Origin of the sequence: Curtobacterium flaccumfaciens UCD-AKU (assembly GCF_000349565.1) — a bacterium.
Classification (GTDB): Bacteria; Actinomycetota; Actinomycetes; order Actinomycetales; family Microbacteriaceae; genus Curtobacterium; species Curtobacterium poinsettiae.
In genome coordinates this window covers 1-16,014 of record NZ_KB714630.1, presented here as the reverse complement: position 1 = coordinate 16,014, position 16,014 = coordinate 1, and the positions used below count along the sequence as shown (strand labels likewise).

At 72.6% G+C, this 16,014-nt stretch carries 15 protein-coding genes; 8 read left to right on the top strand and 7 right to left on the bottom strand.

What is annotated here, in order from left to right; genetic code table 11:
- Positions 1-43: 43 nt before the first annotated feature.
- Together H489_RS33265 and H489_RS33260 are read right to left on the bottom strand one after the other, a co-directional pair.
- Entirely contained in the window at positions 44-1,375 is a 1,332-nt protein-coding gene (locus H489_RS33265; protein WP_017888178.1) for a bifunctional o-acetylhomoserine/o-acetylserine sulfhydrylase, read from the bottom strand.
- A gap of 394 nt (positions 1,376-1,769) precedes the next feature.
- Positions 1,770-2,861, bottom strand: coding sequence for an acyltransferase family protein (locus H489_RS33260; RefSeq protein WP_017888177.1), 1,092 nt, complete (start codon positions 2,859-2,861; stop codon positions 1,770-1,772).
- 123 nt (positions 2,862-2,984) lie between these two features.
- On the opposite strand from H489_RS33260, the gene H489_RS33255 reads away from it, so the two are divergent.
- The 5 genes from H489_RS33255 (at position 2,985) to H489_RS33235 (ending at position 6,431) form a co-directional block, all read left to right on the top strand.
- Positions 2,985-3,758: an SDR family oxidoreductase gene (locus H489_RS33255; protein WP_031260283.1), complete on the top strand. Its 774-nt coding sequence runs from the start codon at positions 2,985-2,987 to the stop codon at positions 3,756-3,758.
- Positions 3,759-3,883: 125 nt separating this feature from the next.
- Positions 3,884-4,411 (top strand): phosphoribosyltransferase, encoded by a 528-nt coding sequence (locus H489_RS33250; RefSeq protein WP_017888175.1) that lies wholly within the window; start codon positions 3,884-3,886, stop codon positions 4,409-4,411.
- Positions 4,408-5,127 carry a Type 1 glutamine amidotransferase-like domain-containing protein gene (locus tag H489_RS33245; protein WP_040420009.1) on the top strand — a complete coding sequence of 240 codons (720 nt, stop codon included), beginning with the start codon at positions 4,408-4,410 and terminating at the stop codon, positions 5,125-5,127. Before H489_RS33250 ends, H489_RS33245 begins: the two co-directional genes overlap by 4 nt.
- A 5-nt stretch (positions 5,128-5,132) precedes the next feature.
- Positions 5,133-5,816 (top strand): uracil-DNA glycosylase, encoded by a 684-nt coding sequence (locus H489_RS33240; protein WP_017888173.1) that lies wholly within the window; start codon positions 5,133-5,135, stop codon positions 5,814-5,816.
- A gap of 9 nt (positions 5,817-5,825) precedes the next feature.
- A complete protein-coding gene (locus H489_RS33235; protein ID WP_017888172.1) occupies positions 5,826-6,431 on the top strand; it encodes a GNAT family N-acetyltransferase in 606 nt (201 codons plus the stop codon).
- A 221-nt stretch (positions 6,432-6,652) separates the two neighbouring features.
- Here the strand turns inward: H489_RS33235 and H489_RS33230 are convergent, their stop codons facing one another.
- Together H489_RS33230 and H489_RS33225 are read right to left on the bottom strand one after the other, a co-directional pair.
- Positions 6,653-8,074, bottom strand: a complete 1,422-nt coding sequence (locus H489_RS33230) for a carboxypeptidase-like regulatory domain-containing protein (RefSeq protein WP_152427325.1) — start codon at positions 8,072-8,074, stop codon at positions 6,653-6,655.
- 246 nt (positions 8,075-8,320) lie between these two features.
- Positions 8,321-9,019, bottom strand: a complete 699-nt coding sequence (locus H489_RS33225; protein WP_017888170.1) for a FadR/GntR family transcriptional regulator — start codon at positions 9,017-9,019, stop codon at positions 8,321-8,323.
- Between the two features lie 206 nt (positions 9,020-9,225).
- Here H489_RS33225 and H489_RS33220 point away from each other — a divergent pair, with 206 nt between their 5' ends.
- Positions 9,226-10,794: a GntP family permease gene (locus tag H489_RS33220; protein WP_017888169.1), complete on the top strand. Its 1,569-nt coding sequence runs from the start codon at positions 9,226-9,228 to the stop codon at positions 10,792-10,794.
- Positions 10,791-11,363, top strand: coding sequence for a gluconokinase (locus H489_RS33215; protein ID WP_017888168.1), 573 nt, complete (start codon positions 10,791-10,793; stop codon positions 11,361-11,363). Before H489_RS33220 ends, H489_RS33215 begins: the two co-directional genes overlap by 4 nt.
- A 17-nt stretch (positions 11,364-11,380) precedes the next feature.
- On the opposite strand, the gene H489_RS33210 is transcribed toward H489_RS33215, so the two are convergent.
- The 3 genes from H489_RS33210 to H489_RS33200 are packed head-to-tail and all read right to left on the bottom strand — an operon-like array spanning position 11,381 to position 14,358.
- Entirely contained in the window at positions 11,381-12,298 is a 918-nt protein-coding gene (locus tag H489_RS33210; protein ID WP_017888167.1) for a L,D-transpeptidase, read from the bottom strand.
- 43 nt (positions 12,299-12,341) lie between these two features.
- The gene (locus H489_RS33205) at positions 12,342-14,015 is read right to left on the bottom strand and encodes an ABC-F family ATP-binding cassette domain-containing protein (RefSeq protein ID WP_017888166.1); all 1,674 of its coding nucleotides are present in this window, start codon (positions 14,013-14,015) and stop codon (positions 12,342-12,344) included.
- Between the two features lie 43 nt (positions 14,016-14,058).
- Positions 14,059-14,358, bottom strand: a complete 300-nt coding sequence (locus tag H489_RS33200) for a hypothetical protein (RefSeq protein ID WP_017888165.1) — start codon at positions 14,356-14,358, stop codon at positions 14,059-14,061.
- Positions 14,359-14,395: 37 nt separating this feature from the next.
- On the opposite strand from H489_RS33200, the gene H489_RS33195 reads away from it, so the two are divergent.
- A complete protein-coding gene (locus tag H489_RS33195; protein ID WP_017888164.1) occupies positions 14,396-15,841 on the top strand; it encodes an amidase in 1,446 nt (481 codons plus the stop codon).
- Positions 15,842-16,014 lie beyond the last annotated feature (173 nt).

Below are 16,014 nucleotides of genomic sequence, written 5' to 3'. Positions count from 1 at the left end.
ATGCACACGCATCGAGCGAGTGGTGCCGGCGGCGCGGCGAGCCCTACGCGCGCTGGCTCTCCTGCGCGACCGCCCGGGCAGCGGCGAGCCCGGCCTCGAGGTCTGCCTTCAGGTCGGCGATGTTCTCGATGCCGACCGACAGTCGCACCAGGCCGGGCGTGACCCCGGTGGTGAGCTGCTGCTCGGGCGTGAGCTGCGAGTGGGTGGTCGACGCCGGGTGGATGACGAGGGAACGGACGTCACCGATGTTCGCCAGGTGCGAGAACAGCTGCAGGTTGTCGACGAACGCCTTGCCCGCGGGCACCCCGCCCTTGAGCTCGAACGACAGCACGGCACCGACGCCCTTCGGCGCGTACCGGTTGGCTGCGGCGTACCAGGGCGACGTCGGCAGGCCCGCGTAGGCGACGGTGGCGACGTCGGGGTGCTGGTCGAGCCACTCGGCGATCTCCTGGGCGTTGGACACGTGCCGCTCGATGCGGAGCGACAGGGTCTCGATGCCCTGCAGCAGCGCGAACGCCGTGTCCGCCGAGTTCGAGGCGCCGAGGTCACGGAGCAGCTGCACCCGGGCCTTGACGATGTAGGCGAGTGCGTCGCCGACGGCCTCGGTGAAGACCGCACCGTGGTACGACGGGTCCGGGGTGCTGAACTCCGGGAACCGGTCGGCGTGCTGTGACCACGCGAACGTCCCGCCGTCGACGATGAGCCCGCCGATGACGGTGCCGTGTCCGCCGAGGAACTTCGTGGCCGAGTGCACGACGATGTCGGCACCGTGCTCGAACGGACGGATCAGGTACGGCGTCGCGATCGTGTTGTCGACGATCAGCGGGACACCGGACTCGTGCGCGACGTCGCTGACCCCGGTGATGTCGAGGACGTTGATCTTCGGGTTGCCGATGGTCTCGGCGAAGAACAGCTTCGTGTTCGGGCGGACGGCGCGGCGCCACTCCTCGAGGTCGTCCTGGTCCTCGACGAACGTCGTCTCGATGCCGAGCTTCGCCAGCGTGTACTTGAACAGGTTGTACGTGCCGCCGTAGATCGACGACGACGACACGATGTGGTCGCCCGCCCCGGCGATGTTCAGGACCGCGTAGGTCTCGGCAGCCTGGCCGGACGCGACGAGCAGGGCCCCCGAACCGCCTTCGAGCGCCGCGATCCGCTGCTCGACGACGTCGTTCGTCGGGTTCGTGATCCGGGAGTAGATGTTGCCCGGCTTGGCGAGCGCGAACACGTCGCGCGCTTCGTCCGAGTTCGCGAAGACGTACGAGGTCGTCTTGTAGATCGGCGTCGCTCGGGCCCCCGTGGTCGGGTCCGGCTGCGCGCCGGCGTGGACCTGGGTGGTCTCGAACTGCCAGGCGGCGGCGTCGTTCGTGCTCATCGGTGCTCCTGTCGGGTGCGGTTCTCGTGCGGTCGCGCCGTCGGCCGGGAGGCACGTGCGGCGCTGCGTCCCCGGTCACGGTACGCAGGTGGCCGGGTCCACACCAGCGCACCCGCCTCGGGACGTAACGCGCGCGCTCGAGGCGCCGCGGGCCTCCCGGCCGTCCGTCCGTCCGCACCGTGCTGTCACCGTCAGACGGTGCGAGGTCGGTGGTCCGGTGCGGAGCTGCCGCGCCGCACGGGACGGGCAAGCTCGCACGGGCCGGAGGAACGCGCACGGTGCGGGGTTCCGTCGGACGGTGCGAGGTCGGTGGTCCGGTGCGGAGCTGCCGCGCCGCACGGGACGGGCAAGCTCGCACGGGCCGGAGGAACGCGCACGGTGCGGGGTGGCACCGCTACGCCGCGTCGCGGCGGAACAGCCAGTCGACCTTCGGCTCGAGCAGCCAGCGCATCCCGCGCCGCACGAAGGGCTGCGCCAGGAAGAGGCTGACGACGCAGGCGATGACGACCATCAGCAGCACGAACGGCCAGGCCGAGTGCTCGCCTGCCAGGACGCCGGACTCCCGGATCGGGTAGAGCACGAACGTGTGGAGCAGGTAGACGTACATCGTCGCGGCGCCGAACCGGGTGATCCAGACGTTCCGGCGGGGGATGAGCACCAGGAACGACGCCGTCAGCAGCGTCGCGAGCAGCATCAGGCCGAAGCGCACCGCGCCGGCCCACCAGGCGTCCTCGCCGAGCCCCGAGTAGGAGTCGTCGTAGAAGAACCAGTGGTGCAGGTCGAACTCCTTGAACTGCGGGATCCAGACCGCGCACGACACCGCCCACGCGGCGAACACCACGGCGGCCGCCACCCGCACCCGGACGACCGTGCGGCGCGACGCCTCGTACCAGCGGTCGAAGACGCCCCACTGCTTGACCTGCCAGCCGAGCAGGAAGAACGGCAGCAGGCTGATCGCACGGGACAGCGAGAGCGTCGAGTCGACGTTGTCGAAGTACCCGACGCCGATGCTGAACACGACCGCCCAGAACAGCGGCCACCGCAGCTGCGCCAGGTACGGCAGGATCAGCTTGAAGATGCCGAGGGCCAGCAGGAACCACAGGGTCCACGTCGGCTGCGTCGGGTTGAAGTCCTTGCCGCCCTCGACGATGCCCTGCACCACGGTCCAGATCGTCTGCATGATGATGTACGGCACGACGATGTCCGTGATCGTCCGGCGCATCCGCTTCGCCGTCGGGGTGTCCGCCGACGAGAAGTACCCGCTGATCACGCCGAACGCCGGCATGTGGAACGCGTAGATGAACGTGTAGAGCGCCAGGGCGTGCTCGCTCGCCGGCGTCTGCCGCTGGATCGCGTGGCCGATGACCACGAGCGTGACCGCGACGAAGCGCGCGGTGTCCCACATCGGGATCCGGCGCGGGGCTCGACCGGGCTCGAGCTGCGTCGCCGGGGCCGAGGGGGCGGGAGGGGCGGCATCCGTCGTCATCGCCGGTCACGTTACCGGATCGTGACCTGGACGGCCTGGTGCGGTGCCGGAACCGTCCCGCTCGGTACGGTGGACGGACCGGGCCACCACGTGCTCCGGTCACCGACGCAGGAGGCAGATCACATGGCAGCACGGCGCGCAGTCGTCACCGGAGCGAGCTCGGGCATCGGGGCGGCCACCGTCCGGCTGTTCCGGTCGCGGGGCTGGGACGTGCTCGCCGTGGCCCGCCGCACCGCGAAGCTCGAAGCGCTCGCCGCCCAGACCGGGGCGGACACCCTGGTGGCCGACATCACGGACGCCGACGACGTGACGGCGCTCGCCGCGCGGGTCGCGGACCTCGGCGGCGCCGACGTCCTGGTGAACAACGCCGGCGGGGCGTTCGGCTCGGCGAGCGTCGAGGAGTCCGACGTCGACGACTGGCGCGCCATGTTCGAGGTCAACGTGATCGGCACGAAGCGAGTGGTCTCCGCGCTGCTGCCGCACCTGCGCGACCGGGCTCGGGTGTCCGGGGGAGCCGACATCGTCACGGTGACCAGCACCGCCGGGTTCGTCGCGTACGAGAACGGCGGCGGCTACAACGCGGCGAAGTTCGCCGAGCACGCCCTGGTCGGCGCACTCCGGCTCGAACTGAACGGCGAGCCGATCCGGGTCGTCGAGATCGCGCCGGGCATGGTGAAGACCGACGAGTTCGCGCTCACCCGGTTCCGCGGCGACGAGCAGAAGGCCGCCGCGGTGTACGACGACGTGCCGGAGCCGCTGGTGGCCGACGACGTCGCCGAGGCGATCGTGCACGCGGTGGAGCTGCCGCCGCACGTGAACCTCGACCTGGTGACGATCCGGCCGGTGGCGCAGTCGGCACAGCACAAGCTGGCGCGCGGCCCGCTGACGCCGCGCTGAGCAGCCGGTACGCCGCGCACCCGTGCCACCCGTGCCACCCGCGCCGCGCACCGCGGCGACCCGCGCAGCGCCCGGGCGGCGGGCGCGGGTCGCGGGCGTGGGCTCCCTGCCGGTACCGTGGTCGGATGCCGATCAGCAGCGAACCCGAGCCCGCGGCTCCGTCCACCGTGACCGTGACGAGCGGGCCCGAGGTACTCGGCTGGCTGGAGTTCGGTGACGCCGCACGCCTGCTCGCCAAGGACGTCCTGTCCAGTGGCTTCGAGCCCGAGGTCGTCGTCGCCGTCGCCCGCGGCGGACTGATCATCGCCGGCGCCGTGGCGTACGCCCTCGGCACCAAGGAGTGCGGCTCGATCAACGTCGAGTTCTACACCGACGTCGAGCAGCGGCTGGAGGAGCCGGTCGTGCTCGCCCCCGCCCTCGACGCCCCGAGCCTGGCCGGCAAGCGGGTCCTGGTGGTCGACGACGTGTCCGACTCCGGCCGCACCCTGCGCCTGGTGGTCGACATCATCCGGAACGCCGGCGGCGACGTCCGGAGCGCCTGCCTGTACTCGAAGCCCGGCACCGTCCTGGAGCCCGACCACGTGTGGCGCCGGGTCGACGGCTGGATCACGTTCCCGTGGAGCGCCCTGGCGCCCGTGACGGCCGAGTCGTGAGCATCCACCTGGTCGGCGGCGGGCTGTTCGCCGCCTCGGACGCCGCCGCGCCGTTCCTCGCCGAGGCCACCGCCCGTTCGGCGGCGGTCGGCCGCAGCGTCCCCCGCATCGCCCTGCTCTCCGTGGCGGGCCCGGACGGCGGCAGCCCGGCGTCGACCGCCGACATCGCCGAGGTCCTCGGTGGCCCGCGAACAGCCGAGGTGCTCGTCACCGAGGTCGCTGCCGGCCAGGTCTTCGACACGACGGTCCTGAGCGATGTCGACGCCCTGGTGATCGGCGGCGGTGTCACGCCCGACTACCTCGCGGCGATCGCGCCGCTGGTGGACCAGCTCCGCCTGCTCGTCTCCGACGGTCTGCCCTACCTCGGCTACTCGGCCGGCGCGATGATCGCCGCCGACCGTGCCCTGGTGGGCGGCTGGCGCATCGGTGGCGTCGAGATCTGCCCCGAGGCCGCGTCCGAGGGCCTGGACGAGGTCGAGCTCCGCGAGGGCCTCGGGCTGGTCGACCTGACGATCGACGTCCACGCGGTGCAGGCCGGCACGCTCGCGCGGCTCATCGCCAGCGCCGAGGCCGAGTTCGTCACCGCCGGGCTCGCGATCGACGAGGACACCACGCTCGTCGTCGGTGAAGGGGCGCTCGAGGTCCGGGGGACCGGCAGCGTCTGGCGCGTGATGGCCGGCGAGGAGTCGGTGTCCGTCGCCACCATGGGCGCGTAGCCGACGTGGAACCGCGGCCGCTCGCCGACCTGGTCGACCCCGGCTGGGCGTCGGCGCTCGCCCCGGTCGAGGACGACGTGCACCGGATCGGTACGTGGCTCCGTGACGAGACCGCTGCGGGTCGGCACTGGCTGCCCGCCGGTAGTGACGTCCTGCGCGCGTTCACGACCCCGTTCGACGCCGTCAGGGTGCTGGTCATCGGCCAGGACCCCTACCCGACGCCCGGCCACCCGATCGGCCTGTCGTTCGCCGTCGACCCCGCGGTCCGTCCGGTGCCGCGGAGCCTGGCGAACATCTACCGCGAGCTGTCCGACGACGTCGGGGTGACACCGCCTGCGCACGGTGACCTGCGGGCGTGGTCCGACCAGGGCGTGCTGCTGCTCAACCGGGTGCTCACCGTGCAGGCAGGTGAGGCCGGCAGCCACCGCGGCAAGGGCTGGGAAGCGGTGACCGACCAGGCCGTCCGAGCGCTCGTCGCCCGCGGTACCCCGCTCGTGGCCGTGCTCTGGGGCGCCCAGGCCGGGTCGGTGCGGCCGCTCCTCGGCGACACCCCGGTCGTCGCCTCGGCCCACCCGAGTCCGCTCAGCGCGTCCCGCGGGTTCTTCGGCAGCCGCCCGTTCTCGCAGGTGAACGCCCTGCTCGAGTCGCAGAGCGCACCGTCCGTCGACTGGACGCTGCCCGCTCAGTAGGCTCGGCACGTGCTCGAGGAGGAATACCAGCGACGGCGGGTCCTGCCGCGACACCTGCGTGCCCCGGCGGCGACCGAGACGGCGTTCGAGTACCGCATCCGTGCGGCCGAGGTGGGGGACCTGCCCCACGTGCGCGAGATCCACACGCACTACGTCCGGAACTCGTCGGTGACCTTCGACCCGTCGGCGTTCACGTACGCCGCGTGGAAGAAGCGCTACGACGACATCCGCAAGCGCCGGCTGCCGTTCCTGGTCGCGGAGAACCCCGCCGGGCAGATCCTCGGGTACGCGCTGGTCGACGCGTGGAACCCGCGGGACCGCTCGAACCACGTCGTCGAGGACTCGATCTACCTCGGTGCCGCGTCCGGTGGCAAGGGCCTCGGCCGTGCGCTGATGGAGGCCCTGCTCGACGAGTGCCGGTTGGCCGGGGTGCGCGAGGTGGTGGCGGTCATCGCGGACCGGCAGGCCGAGGCGTCGATCCGGCTGCACGAGCGGCTCGGCTTCGAGGAGGTCGGCCGGATGGGCAAGGTCGGCTACAAGTACGACCGCTGGCTCGGCACCGTCACGATGCGGCTCCGCCTGCGCGGGCCGCGGCTGTTCGCCCGCCGCCGCTGACGGCACCGGCACCGGCACCGGCGCCGGCACCGATACGGACCTGACGGACGTCCGTCACGCTCGCCACGTGGCCGCAGGGCGGACGGGAGGCCCGTGGCGGGCCCGGCACGCGCCTCCAGGACGTCGCCCGGTCGCCGCCACGGCGACCCCGCCGTCTGAACGCGCGCGCTCCGGCACGTCGAGCGCCCGGCACTCGTCACTGCGGAGAGCGGTCCGAGCGACTACTCGTCCGACGGCGCCTCGTACCCCGCGGACGTCGCAGAGGCTGTCTCGGTGCCGAGCTTCGCGGTGACGGTGACGGTGAGGACGGTCCCCTCGTCCGCTGCGACCGGCGTGTACGAGTAGCTCGTCGCTCCGCTGATCGCAGTGCCGTCGCGGTACCACTGAGCAGTGCTCTTCGCCGTCCCCGGGGAGGCGGCGACACCACTGACCACGAGCAAGCCGTCCTGAAACTGGTCCTGCTGGATGACCGGGTTGCCGATGAAGCGCAACGCACCCGTGTGCGGGGAGACGGGGATCGTGCCGAGGTCCGCGCTCCCGCTCGTCGGCACGGTGATGACGGTCGCGTCGTCGAACGAAGCGGCGTCGCGGTACCAGGTCGTCTCGAACGGAGTCCGGGTCTGCGGGTTCTCGTCGTCGCTGCCGAGCGAGTCGGAGAACAGCAGCTTGTACCGGGTCGCGGAACCGAGGTCGCCAGTGAGCCGGAAGTACCCCTGCGCGTCGGTCTCGTTCGGACCTGACCTCGGCCCGACGAACTGGTCGGTGCCCGGATCGAAGCGCATCGGGACCATGGTGAGTGCGGGGACACCGTTCCCCGCGGCGTCGACCACCCGCCCGCTCACGAACGGCGTGACGGACAGCGCGAAGTCGATGTCGGGCTTCGTGGAGGCCGGGACCAGCGGGACCGGCGTCGCGGCACCCTGCGTGGAGGCGTGGTCCCACCACTGCGTGCTGTACCGGATCGGGAAACCGTGCGCGTCGGGGTGCGCGGAGTCGTAGAAGCCCGCGCTGATGACGTCGTTCGTCGTCGTCAGTTGGTCGAGGGTGTAGCTGCCGTCGGCGGCCGTGGTCGTGTGGCTGTTCGAGAAGCCACCCACCGGGTTCGCCGACACCGACGCGCCGGCGATCGGCGTGCCGTCGGCGGTGGTCACCGTGCCCGAGACCGCCGCGCCCCGAGCGAGTTCGTCGTCAGCGACTGCCGTCGGGTGGGCTGCAGTCAGTGTGACCTTGGTCGAGTCACTCGACAGGAGCGTGTGGCCGAGGTACTCCACGACGTAGTCGTGGTTGCAGCTGCTCCTGCCGGTGGTGGCGCAGTTGAACTGGACCGTGTACGAGCCCGCGGCGAGCGGGACGTCGTCGGCGCCGCTGGAGTGGTCGTCGATCTCGGAGATCGACCAGTGCCCCGCCGCGTCGGTGTACGCGTACGCGGAAACGTAGTTTCCCGCGAGGCCACTGAGGTAGACCTCGACGCCGGCGAGCGGGACAGCGGCGGCTGTAGCGGACGGTTTGCCGGTCAACGTCCCGGACACCGAGAACGCAGGGTCGGCCTGCGCTGGACCGGCCAACCCGACCAGCCCGACCATCGTCGTCGCGGCGATGGCGATCATCGCCACTGTTCGAGCGACACGGGTCTGTCGTTGCACGAGATTCCTCCGATTTCGGTCGAGGAACCCTAGATGCTCCCCCGGCAACAGGCTAGTCAGGACCGCGCGCACCACAACCCGTGGGGCGCAAGTCCTGAACCTCCTGAGCGACCGCTCATGTGGGTGCGGCTCTGCCCGTGGTGACCAGCAGCTCCGGGTCGAGCGCTGGTGTGGTCGCTCCCTGCAGGGCGGACGGGAGGCCCGTGGCGGGCCCGGCACGCGCCTCCAGGCCGTCGCCCGGTCGCGTCAGCCCGCCGCAGCCTCGGTGATGAACTCGTCGCGCGTCACGCGCAGCAGCGCGGTCGCCGCTGCCGCAGCGGCGTCGGCATCGCCGTCGACCGCTGCGCGACCGACCGCCTGGTGCCGGAGCGCCGCTTCGCGCGTCCAGCGCGTGATCGGGTCGCGCGACTCCGACGTCCGCGTGCGCAGGAGCGCCTCGACGGTGCCGGCGAAGTGCGCGAACACGGCGTTCCCCGACCCGGTGAGCAGCGCCCGGTGGAAACGGACGTCGGCCTCCAGGTAGGCGCGGCTGTCCTCGCGCCCGCAGGCGTCGAGCATGTCCTCGGCGGCGGCGAGCACGGCGGAGGCGCCGTCGGTGCCAGCAGTCAGGGACGCCGCGACCGGTTCGACCCCGAGCCGGAGTTCGACCAGCTCGCGCTGCTGCACGAAGTACGCCGGTGACGTGCCCCGCCACCGGATGACGGTCGGGGCGAGCAGTTCCCAGGCGGTGATGTCGCGGACGAGCGTGCCGACGCGCTGCCGGGGCTCGACCAGGCCGAGCGACTGCAGCACGCGCAGGGCCTCGCGGACGACGGAGCGGGACACCCCGAACTCGTCGGCGACCACGTCGGGCCGGACGACGGAACCCGTGGCCAGGTCGCCGTCGACGATCCGCTGGCCGAGCGTGTCGAGCACCTGGGCGTGCAGTCCGCGTGCCGTGGGCATCGTTCCTCCGTGCAGTACGGGTCACGCGGTCGCCGTGACACCGATCCCATCGAAGCGGCAGACTCCGGGGACGGGCGGTTGGCGCGCGGGACGACGTCGTATAGTCTGATTAATCAGATTATTGAGGGTCGGCGTTCGTCGCGCCAGTCCACCCTCGACACGAAGGCGACGGAGCCGCGCAGCAGCGACTCCAGGAAGGGGCGCTGATGCCTCACGCTCTCCCGGACCACCTGCTCGCCGCAGGTGGCACCACCGAGACGGTCGACCCGTCCGGTTCGATCCCGCAGCTGATCATCGCGGCACTCGTCGGCATCGTGGTGATCATCGCGCTCATCACCTGGCTCAAGGTGCACCCGTTCATCGCGCTCACGATCGGTGCGCTCGGCGTCGGCATCGGTGCAGGGCTCGCTCCGGACAAGGCAGTCACCAGCTTCGGCGACGGCTTCGGCGCGACCATGACGAGCGTCGGCATCCTGGTCGGACTCGGGGCGATGTTCGGCAAGATGCTCGTCGACTCCGGCGCAGCGGACCGCGTGGTGGACACCCTGGTGCGGAAGTCGTCGAAGGCGGCGCTGCCGTGGACGATGGCCCTGATCGGGGCGCTCATCGGGCTGCCGATGTTCTTCGAGGTCGGCCTCGTCCTGCTCATCCCGATCATCGTGCTCGTCGCCAAGCGCAGCGAGGTGCCGATCATGAAGATCGCCGTCCCCGCCCTGGTCGGCCTGTCCACGATGCACGCGTTCGTCCCGCCGCACCCCGGCCCGCTCGTCGCGATCTCCACCGTCGGCGCGAACCTCGGCACCACGCTCGCCTTCGGCATCGTGCTCGCGATCCCGGTGATCATCCTTGCCGGGCCGCTCTTCGCCCGCTTCGCGGCCCGCTGGGTCGACATCCCCGTGCCCGACATGTTCGGGTCGCGTGGGGCGGTCGCCACCGCCGGGCCGGGGTCGGGTTCCGCCTCGGGGTCGGGTTCCGGGTCCGCCGCCTTCGCCGACGACCCGGCGCACCCCGGACGGGAGGCCCGGCGCGGCCCCGCCACGCAGGACACCGCGTCCCTGCCCAACGGCAAGAGCGACTTCACGCGCGTCATCAGCGAGCCGCGCAGCCCGTCGTTCACCGTCGCGCTGATCGGCATCCTGCTGCCGGTCGTGCTCATGCTCGCCCAGGCGATCCGTGAGGCCACCGCGCCGGACGCCGCCGGCTCGTGGGTGAGCCTGCTCGACTTCCTCGGCTCCCCGATGATCGCCATCGGCATCGCCGCCGTCTACGCCATGGTCTCCTTCGCGATCGGCGGCGGCATGGACCGCTCCGCGGTGTCGAAGTCGCTCGAGAGCGCGCTGCCCCCGATCGCCGGGGTGCTGCTCATCGTCGGCGCCGGCGGCGGGTTCAAGCAGGTGCTCATCGACACCGGCATCGGCGGCGTGATCGCCGACGCCGTGAAGGACTCCGGCGTCTCCGTGCTGCTCGTCGCCTGGATCGTCTCGGCCCTGGTGCGCGTCGCGACCGGGTCCGCCACGGTCGCCACCGTGACCGCCGCCGGCATCATGGCGCCCATCGCCGCCGACCTGTCGACGCCGATGACGTCGCTGCTCGTGCTCGCGATCGGTGCTGGCTCGGTGTTCCTGTCGCACGTCAACGACGCCGGGTTCTGGCTGGTGAAGGGGTACCTCGGCACCACCGTGGGGCAGACGTTCAAGACGTGGACGGTGCTCGAGTGCCTCATCTCGGTGTTCGGTCTGCTCGGGGTCCTGCTGGCCGGGGTGTTCATCCGATGAGCGGCGCAGCAGACCTCGGTGCGGCAGCTGCTGCCGGTGCGGCCGACACCGGGCTCGACGCCCGCGTCCTGGTCGTGATGGGGGTCTCCGGGTCCGGCAAGTCGACCGTCGCCGCGATGGTGGCGGAGCAGGTCGGGTGGGAGTTCGCCGAGGGCGACGCGATGCACCCGCAGGCGAACGTCGACAAGATGCACGCCGGTACCCCGCTCACCGACGAGGACCGCTGGCCGTGGCTCGACGTCGTCGCCGGGTGGATCCGCGGGCACCTGGACGCCGGGACGAACGGCGTCGTGACCTGCTCGGCCCTGAAGCGCTCGTACCGCGACGTGCTGCGGGCCCCCGGGGTGGTGTTCGTGCACGTCGCCGGTGACGGCGCGCTCATCGAGGAGCGGATGGCGCAGCGCTCCGGGCACTTCATGCCGACGTCGCTGCTGCAGTCGCAGCTCGCCACGCTCGAGCCGCCGCAGCCCGACGAGGCCCACGTGACGATCGCCGCCGACCGCACCCCGGAAGAAGAGAGCGCCGAGGTCGTCGAGCGGCTCGGACTCGTCCGGATCCCGCGAGGCTGATCCGGTGGTGCCGGTGCTCAGCTGAACCGGATCGGCGTCCCGACGGGCAGTGCCGCCAGGGTGCGGGTCATCTCCGCCGAGATCCGCACGCAGCCGTGCGAGCTGCCGGTCGGGTCCGGGTAGTAGTGCAGTGCGGTCAGCGCAGCGTTGCCGCCGTAGGACGGGATCCGGGACGAGTGCGCCCCGGTCAGGATGATCGGGTTGCCCTGCGTGTACGCGACGCGGGTGTCGACGTACGCGGCCTCGACGTAGGTGGCGGTGTCGGCCGGTGTGGGGTCCTCCGGTGTGCCGAGCCGGGCCGCCTCGGTCGCGGTGACCTTGCCCGACCGGGTGACGACGGACACGGTGCTGGCGGCGACGTCGACGGTGATCATCCGGTCGGTGCGCACCACCGTGAAGTCGGCGGCCCGGGCCCAGGCGAACGTCGCGCTCGGGGCGTCCGGGTCGCCGCCGTCACCGGGGGTGCGGTTGCGGGACGGCGTCGACACCAGGAGCATCCCGCCGTCCTTGCCGGGGGAACGACCCCAGACCGCCGTCGCCGCGGGCCGGTTGATCGTCGACACCAGGTGGGACAGGGTCGCCACCGGCCGGGCGCGGCTCGACGGGCTGGCGTACAGGGCGACGAGCGACGTGCGCGGGGTCGCGATCTGCCAGGTGTCCTCCGGCTCCACGTCCGAACCGTCGAGCAACTGCGGGACGACCGCGTCGTGGAACGCCAGCGGCAGCGCGGCCAGGGTCGCGTCGGACGGTGCGGCGGGGACGGCCGCGAGCGTCGGCGTCCGCGTGGCGCTCGGGGTCGGTGTCGTCGTCGCCCGTGCCGCGCGGGTCGACTCCGGCTCGGGCTCGGGAGACCCGACGCTCACCCCCACCACGACGGCGGCGACGGCGAGCACCACCACCCCGGCGGTCGTCGCGATCCAGGTGTTGCGTCGCATGGTGCGTCCCCCTCGGTCGATCCGTCAGCGTTCGGTGGATCCGTCAGCGTTCGGTGACGGTGCCGCCCTCGACCCGCCACTGCCGTTCGAGTCGGACGGTCTCCAGCATGCGCCGGTCGTGTGTGACGAGCAGCAGGGTCCCGTCGTAGGACTCCAGTGCCTGCTCGAGCTGCTCGATCGCGGTGAGGTCCAGGTGGTTGGTCGGCTCGTCGAGCACGAGCACGTTCACCCCGCGGGCCTGCAGCAGTGCGAGCCCGGCCCGGGTGCGCTCGCCGGGGGAGAGCGCCGAGGCCGGTCGGCCGACGTGGTCCGCCTTGAGCCCGAACTTCGCGAGCAGCGTCCGCACGTCGGCCGTCGTGTACTCGGGGACGATCGCCTCGAACGCCGCCGCCAGGGGCTGGTCGCCGGTGAACGCCGCACGCGCCTGGTCGACCTCGCCGACCGCGACGCTCGAGCCGAGCGAGGCCGTGCCCGTCGTCGGCGCCTGCCTGCCGAGCAGCGCCCGCAGCAGGGTGGACTTGCCGGCGCCGTTCGGACCGGTGATGCCGATCCGGTCACCGCCGTCGACCTGCAGCGAGACCGGGCCGAGGGTGAAGTCGCCCTGGGTGAACGTGGCGTTCGACAGCGTCGCCACGACGGCCGACGACCGGGGTGCGCTGCCGATCGTGAACTCGAGCTGCCACTCCTTGCGCGGCTCCTCGACCTCGTCGAGCCGGGCGATGCGGGACTCCATCTGCCGGACCTTCTGCGCCTGCTTCTCGCTCGACTCCGAGGCGGCACGGCGGCGGATCTTGTCGTTGTCCGGGCTCTTCTTCATGGCGTTCCGGACACCCTGGCTCGACCACTCGCGCTGCGTCCGAGCCCGCGAGACCAGGTCGGCCTTCGTCGACGCGAACTCGTCGTACGCGTCCCGCTTGTGCTGCCGGGCGATCTCGCGCTCCTCGAGGAACGAGTCGTACCCGCCACCGAACAGCCGGTTCGACGACTGCGCCAGGTCGAGCTCGAGCACCGAGGTCACCGAGCGCGCCAGGAACTCACGGTCGTGGCTGACGAGCACCACCCCGCCGCGCAGCCCGCGCACGAACGCCTCGAGCCGGTCGAGGCCGTCCAGGTCGAGGTCGTTGGTCGGCTCGTCGAGCAGGACGATGTCGAACCGTGACAGCAGCAGCGCGGCGAGCCCGACGCGGGCGACCTGCCCACCGGACAGCGCGGTCATCAGGGAGTCCGGGCCGACGCCGTCCGCAGCGGAGTCGCCGGTACCGGGCTCGAGGCCGAGGTCGGCGAGCACCGCCGGGATCCGGTCCTCCAGGTCCGCGGCCCCCGCGGCGAGCCAGCGGTCGAGCGCCGCCGAGTACCGGTCGGCCGCTGCGTCGCCGGCGTCGGGGTCCCCGAGGGCCGCCGCCGCTGCGTCCATCGTCACCGTCGCCTCGGTGCAGCCGGTCCGGCGCCCGAGGTACGCCGCGACGGTCTCGCCCGCGATGCGCTCGTGCTCCTGGGGGAGCCACCCCACGAACGCGTCCGTCGGCGCCAGGGAGACCGTGCCGGCCAGCGGCTCGTCGACCCCGGCCAGCAGCCGGAGCAGCGTGGACTTGCCGGCACCGTTCACGCCGACGACCCCGATCACGTCGCCCGGCGCCACCGTCAGGTCGAGGGAGTCGAACAGCGTGCGAGCGGCGTACCCGCCGGACAGGCCCTTGGCGACGAGCGTGGCGGTCATGCGCCCATCGTCCCACGCGGGAGCGGCACCACCGGCGCGACCCTCAGCCCCGCGGCGTCAACCGGCCCGCACCGATCGGCAGCAGCCCGCCCCGGTACTCGAGCGCGTTCGAACCACCCACCGGCACCGAAGCCGCCCCGAACCGCCACGCGCGGTTGAACAGGTACACGCCGATCACCGTGTCGCCGTCGTCCGGCACCGCCCACGTGCCGGTGCCCCACTGCGCCGGGTGCCCCACCCCGTCGACGGTGACGGTCGGCCGGGCGAACCAGGCGAACAGGGGCTTCACGAGCCGCAGTTCGATCCGGCGCTTCGTCGTGCCGGAGGGGAGAGTCGTGTCCACCGTCGAAGGATACGGGCCGCCGCCTAGGCTCGGAGCCGTGTTCGAACTCCACCACCTCTCCGCACAGGAACTCTGGGACTGGATCCGTCGAGGGGAGGCGACCGCCCTCGAGGCCACCGAGCACTACCTGGCCCGCGTGGAACGCCTGGACGCCGGACTCGGCGCCTTCGTGACGGTCACCGCGGACGCGGCCCGGGCCCGAGCCGACCGCCTCGGCCACCTGGTGCCGACGTCGAGACCGCTGTGGGGCCTCCCGTCCGCCGACAAGGACCTGTACGACCGCGCCGGTGTCCCCACGCGGAACGGCACCGCGAGCCTGCCGGAGCGGCCCGCCGCGGCCGACCACCCGCTCGTCGCCGCGCTCGACGCGGCCGGCACGGTCAGCCTCGGCAAGACGGCGTCACCGGAGTTCGGCATGTCCTCGTCGTCCGAGACCCGGCTCGGCGTGACCCGGAACCCCTACGACACCACGCGGGCGCCGGGCGGGTCATCGAGCGGTGCGGCCGTCGCCGTCGCCGCCGGGCTGCTGCCGGCCGCGATCGGTTCGGACGGCGGCGGGTCGGTGCGGATCCCCGCGGCGGCGACCGGACTCGTCGGGCTGAAGCCGAGCCGCGGTCGTGTGCCGTCCATGCCCGGCCGCTCCGGCGTCGGCGGCCTGTCGGTCGCCGGACCGCTCACCCGCTCCGTCGCCGACGCGGGCATGCTCCTCGACGCGCTGGTCGCGCCGACCGGGCTGCCGGAGCCGTCGCCGTACGCCCTCGTCACCCCCGACGTCGGCGAGGGGCCGTTCACCGCGGCGGCCGTCCGCGGCGAGGGCCGGTTCGTCGTCGGGGTGCTCGACGGTTCGCCGTGGGACGACACCGTCGACGTGGTCGTCGATCCCGCTGCCCGTGCCGCCGTGGAGACGGCCGTGCGGGTGCTCGGCGAGGTCGGGCACGGCGTCGAGGACGTCCGGATGCCCCGCGTGCCGTACGCCGACGCGTTCCGGGTGGCGTGGGAGAGCTCGGCTGCCCGCCTGCCGCAGGTGCCCGGCATCGACCTGTCGGCGCTGACCCCGCTCGTGGGGTGGCTCGTGGCGCGCGGGCAGGCACTGTCCGCCACGCAGGTCCTCGACGCGATGACGACGCTCGACACCTTCTCGACGACGCTCATCGGCGCGTTCGACCGGTTCGACGCGGTGCTCACGCCGACCCTCGCGATGACGCCGCGGCCCCTCGGCTGGTACGGCGACGACCCGGACGAGGACTTCCGCCGCCAGTGCGCCTACTCGCCGTGGACGTCGATGGCGAACGTGTCCGGGCTCCCCGCGATCACGTTGCCGGTCGGCGTGACCGACGACGACCACCCCGACGGGGGCGGGCTGCCGATGGGCGTGCAGCTGATCGGACGCCCCGGCGGCGAGCGCGTCCTGCTCGCGATCGGCGCGCAGCTCGAGCGCCGGTTGCGCTGGCAGCGGCGGCACCCGGCTGCCTGGACCGCCTGACGCCAGGCCCGGGCGGCTCCGGGGCGCGGGGCGTGGGGCGCGGGGCGCGGGGCGCACCGTGCGGCGTTGTCAGGCTGGTGCGGCGTTGCACGCTCGGTGCGGCCTTGTTGGCCGGCTCCGTGCGGGCAAGCCCGCACGGAGTGGCGGAGCGTGCACGGTGCGGTTTCGTGCAT

Bases quoted from the DNA above. Each gene is read 5' to 3' on its own strand.
- H489_RS33215 (WP_017888168.1), top strand. From the start codon at position 10,791: ATGAGCGGCGCAGCAGACCTCGGTGCGGCAGCTGCTGCCGGTGCGGCC.
- H489_RS33210 (WP_017888167.1), bottom strand. From the start codon at position 12,298: ATGCGACGCAACACCTGGATCGCGACGACCGCCGGGGTGGTGGTGCTC.
- H489_RS33205 (WP_017888166.1), bottom strand. From the start codon at position 14,015: ATGACCGCCACGCTCGTCGCCAAGGGCCTGTCCGGCGGGTACGCCGCT.
- H489_RS33255 (WP_031260283.1), top strand. From the start codon at position 2,985: ATGGCAGCACGGCGCGCAGTCGTCACCGGAGCGAGCTCGGGCATCGGG.
- H489_RS33220 (WP_017888169.1), top strand. From the start codon at position 9,226: ATGCCTCACGCTCTCCCGGACCACCTGCTCGCCGCAGGTGGCACCACC.
- H489_RS33250 (WP_017888175.1), top strand. From the start codon at position 3,884: ATGCCGATCAGCAGCGAACCCGAGCCCGCGGCTCCGTCCACCGTGACC.
- H489_RS33225 (WP_017888170.1), bottom strand. From the start codon at position 9,019: ATGCCCACGGCACGCGGACTGCACGCCCAGGTGCTCGACACGCTCGGC.
- H489_RS33265 (WP_017888178.1), bottom strand. From the start codon at position 1,375: ATGAGCACGAACGACGCCGCCGCCTGGCAGTTCGAGACCACCCAGGTC.
- H489_RS33260 (WP_017888177.1), bottom strand. From the start codon at position 2,861: ATGACGACGGATGCCGCCCCTCCCGCCCCCTCGGCCCCGGCGACGCAG.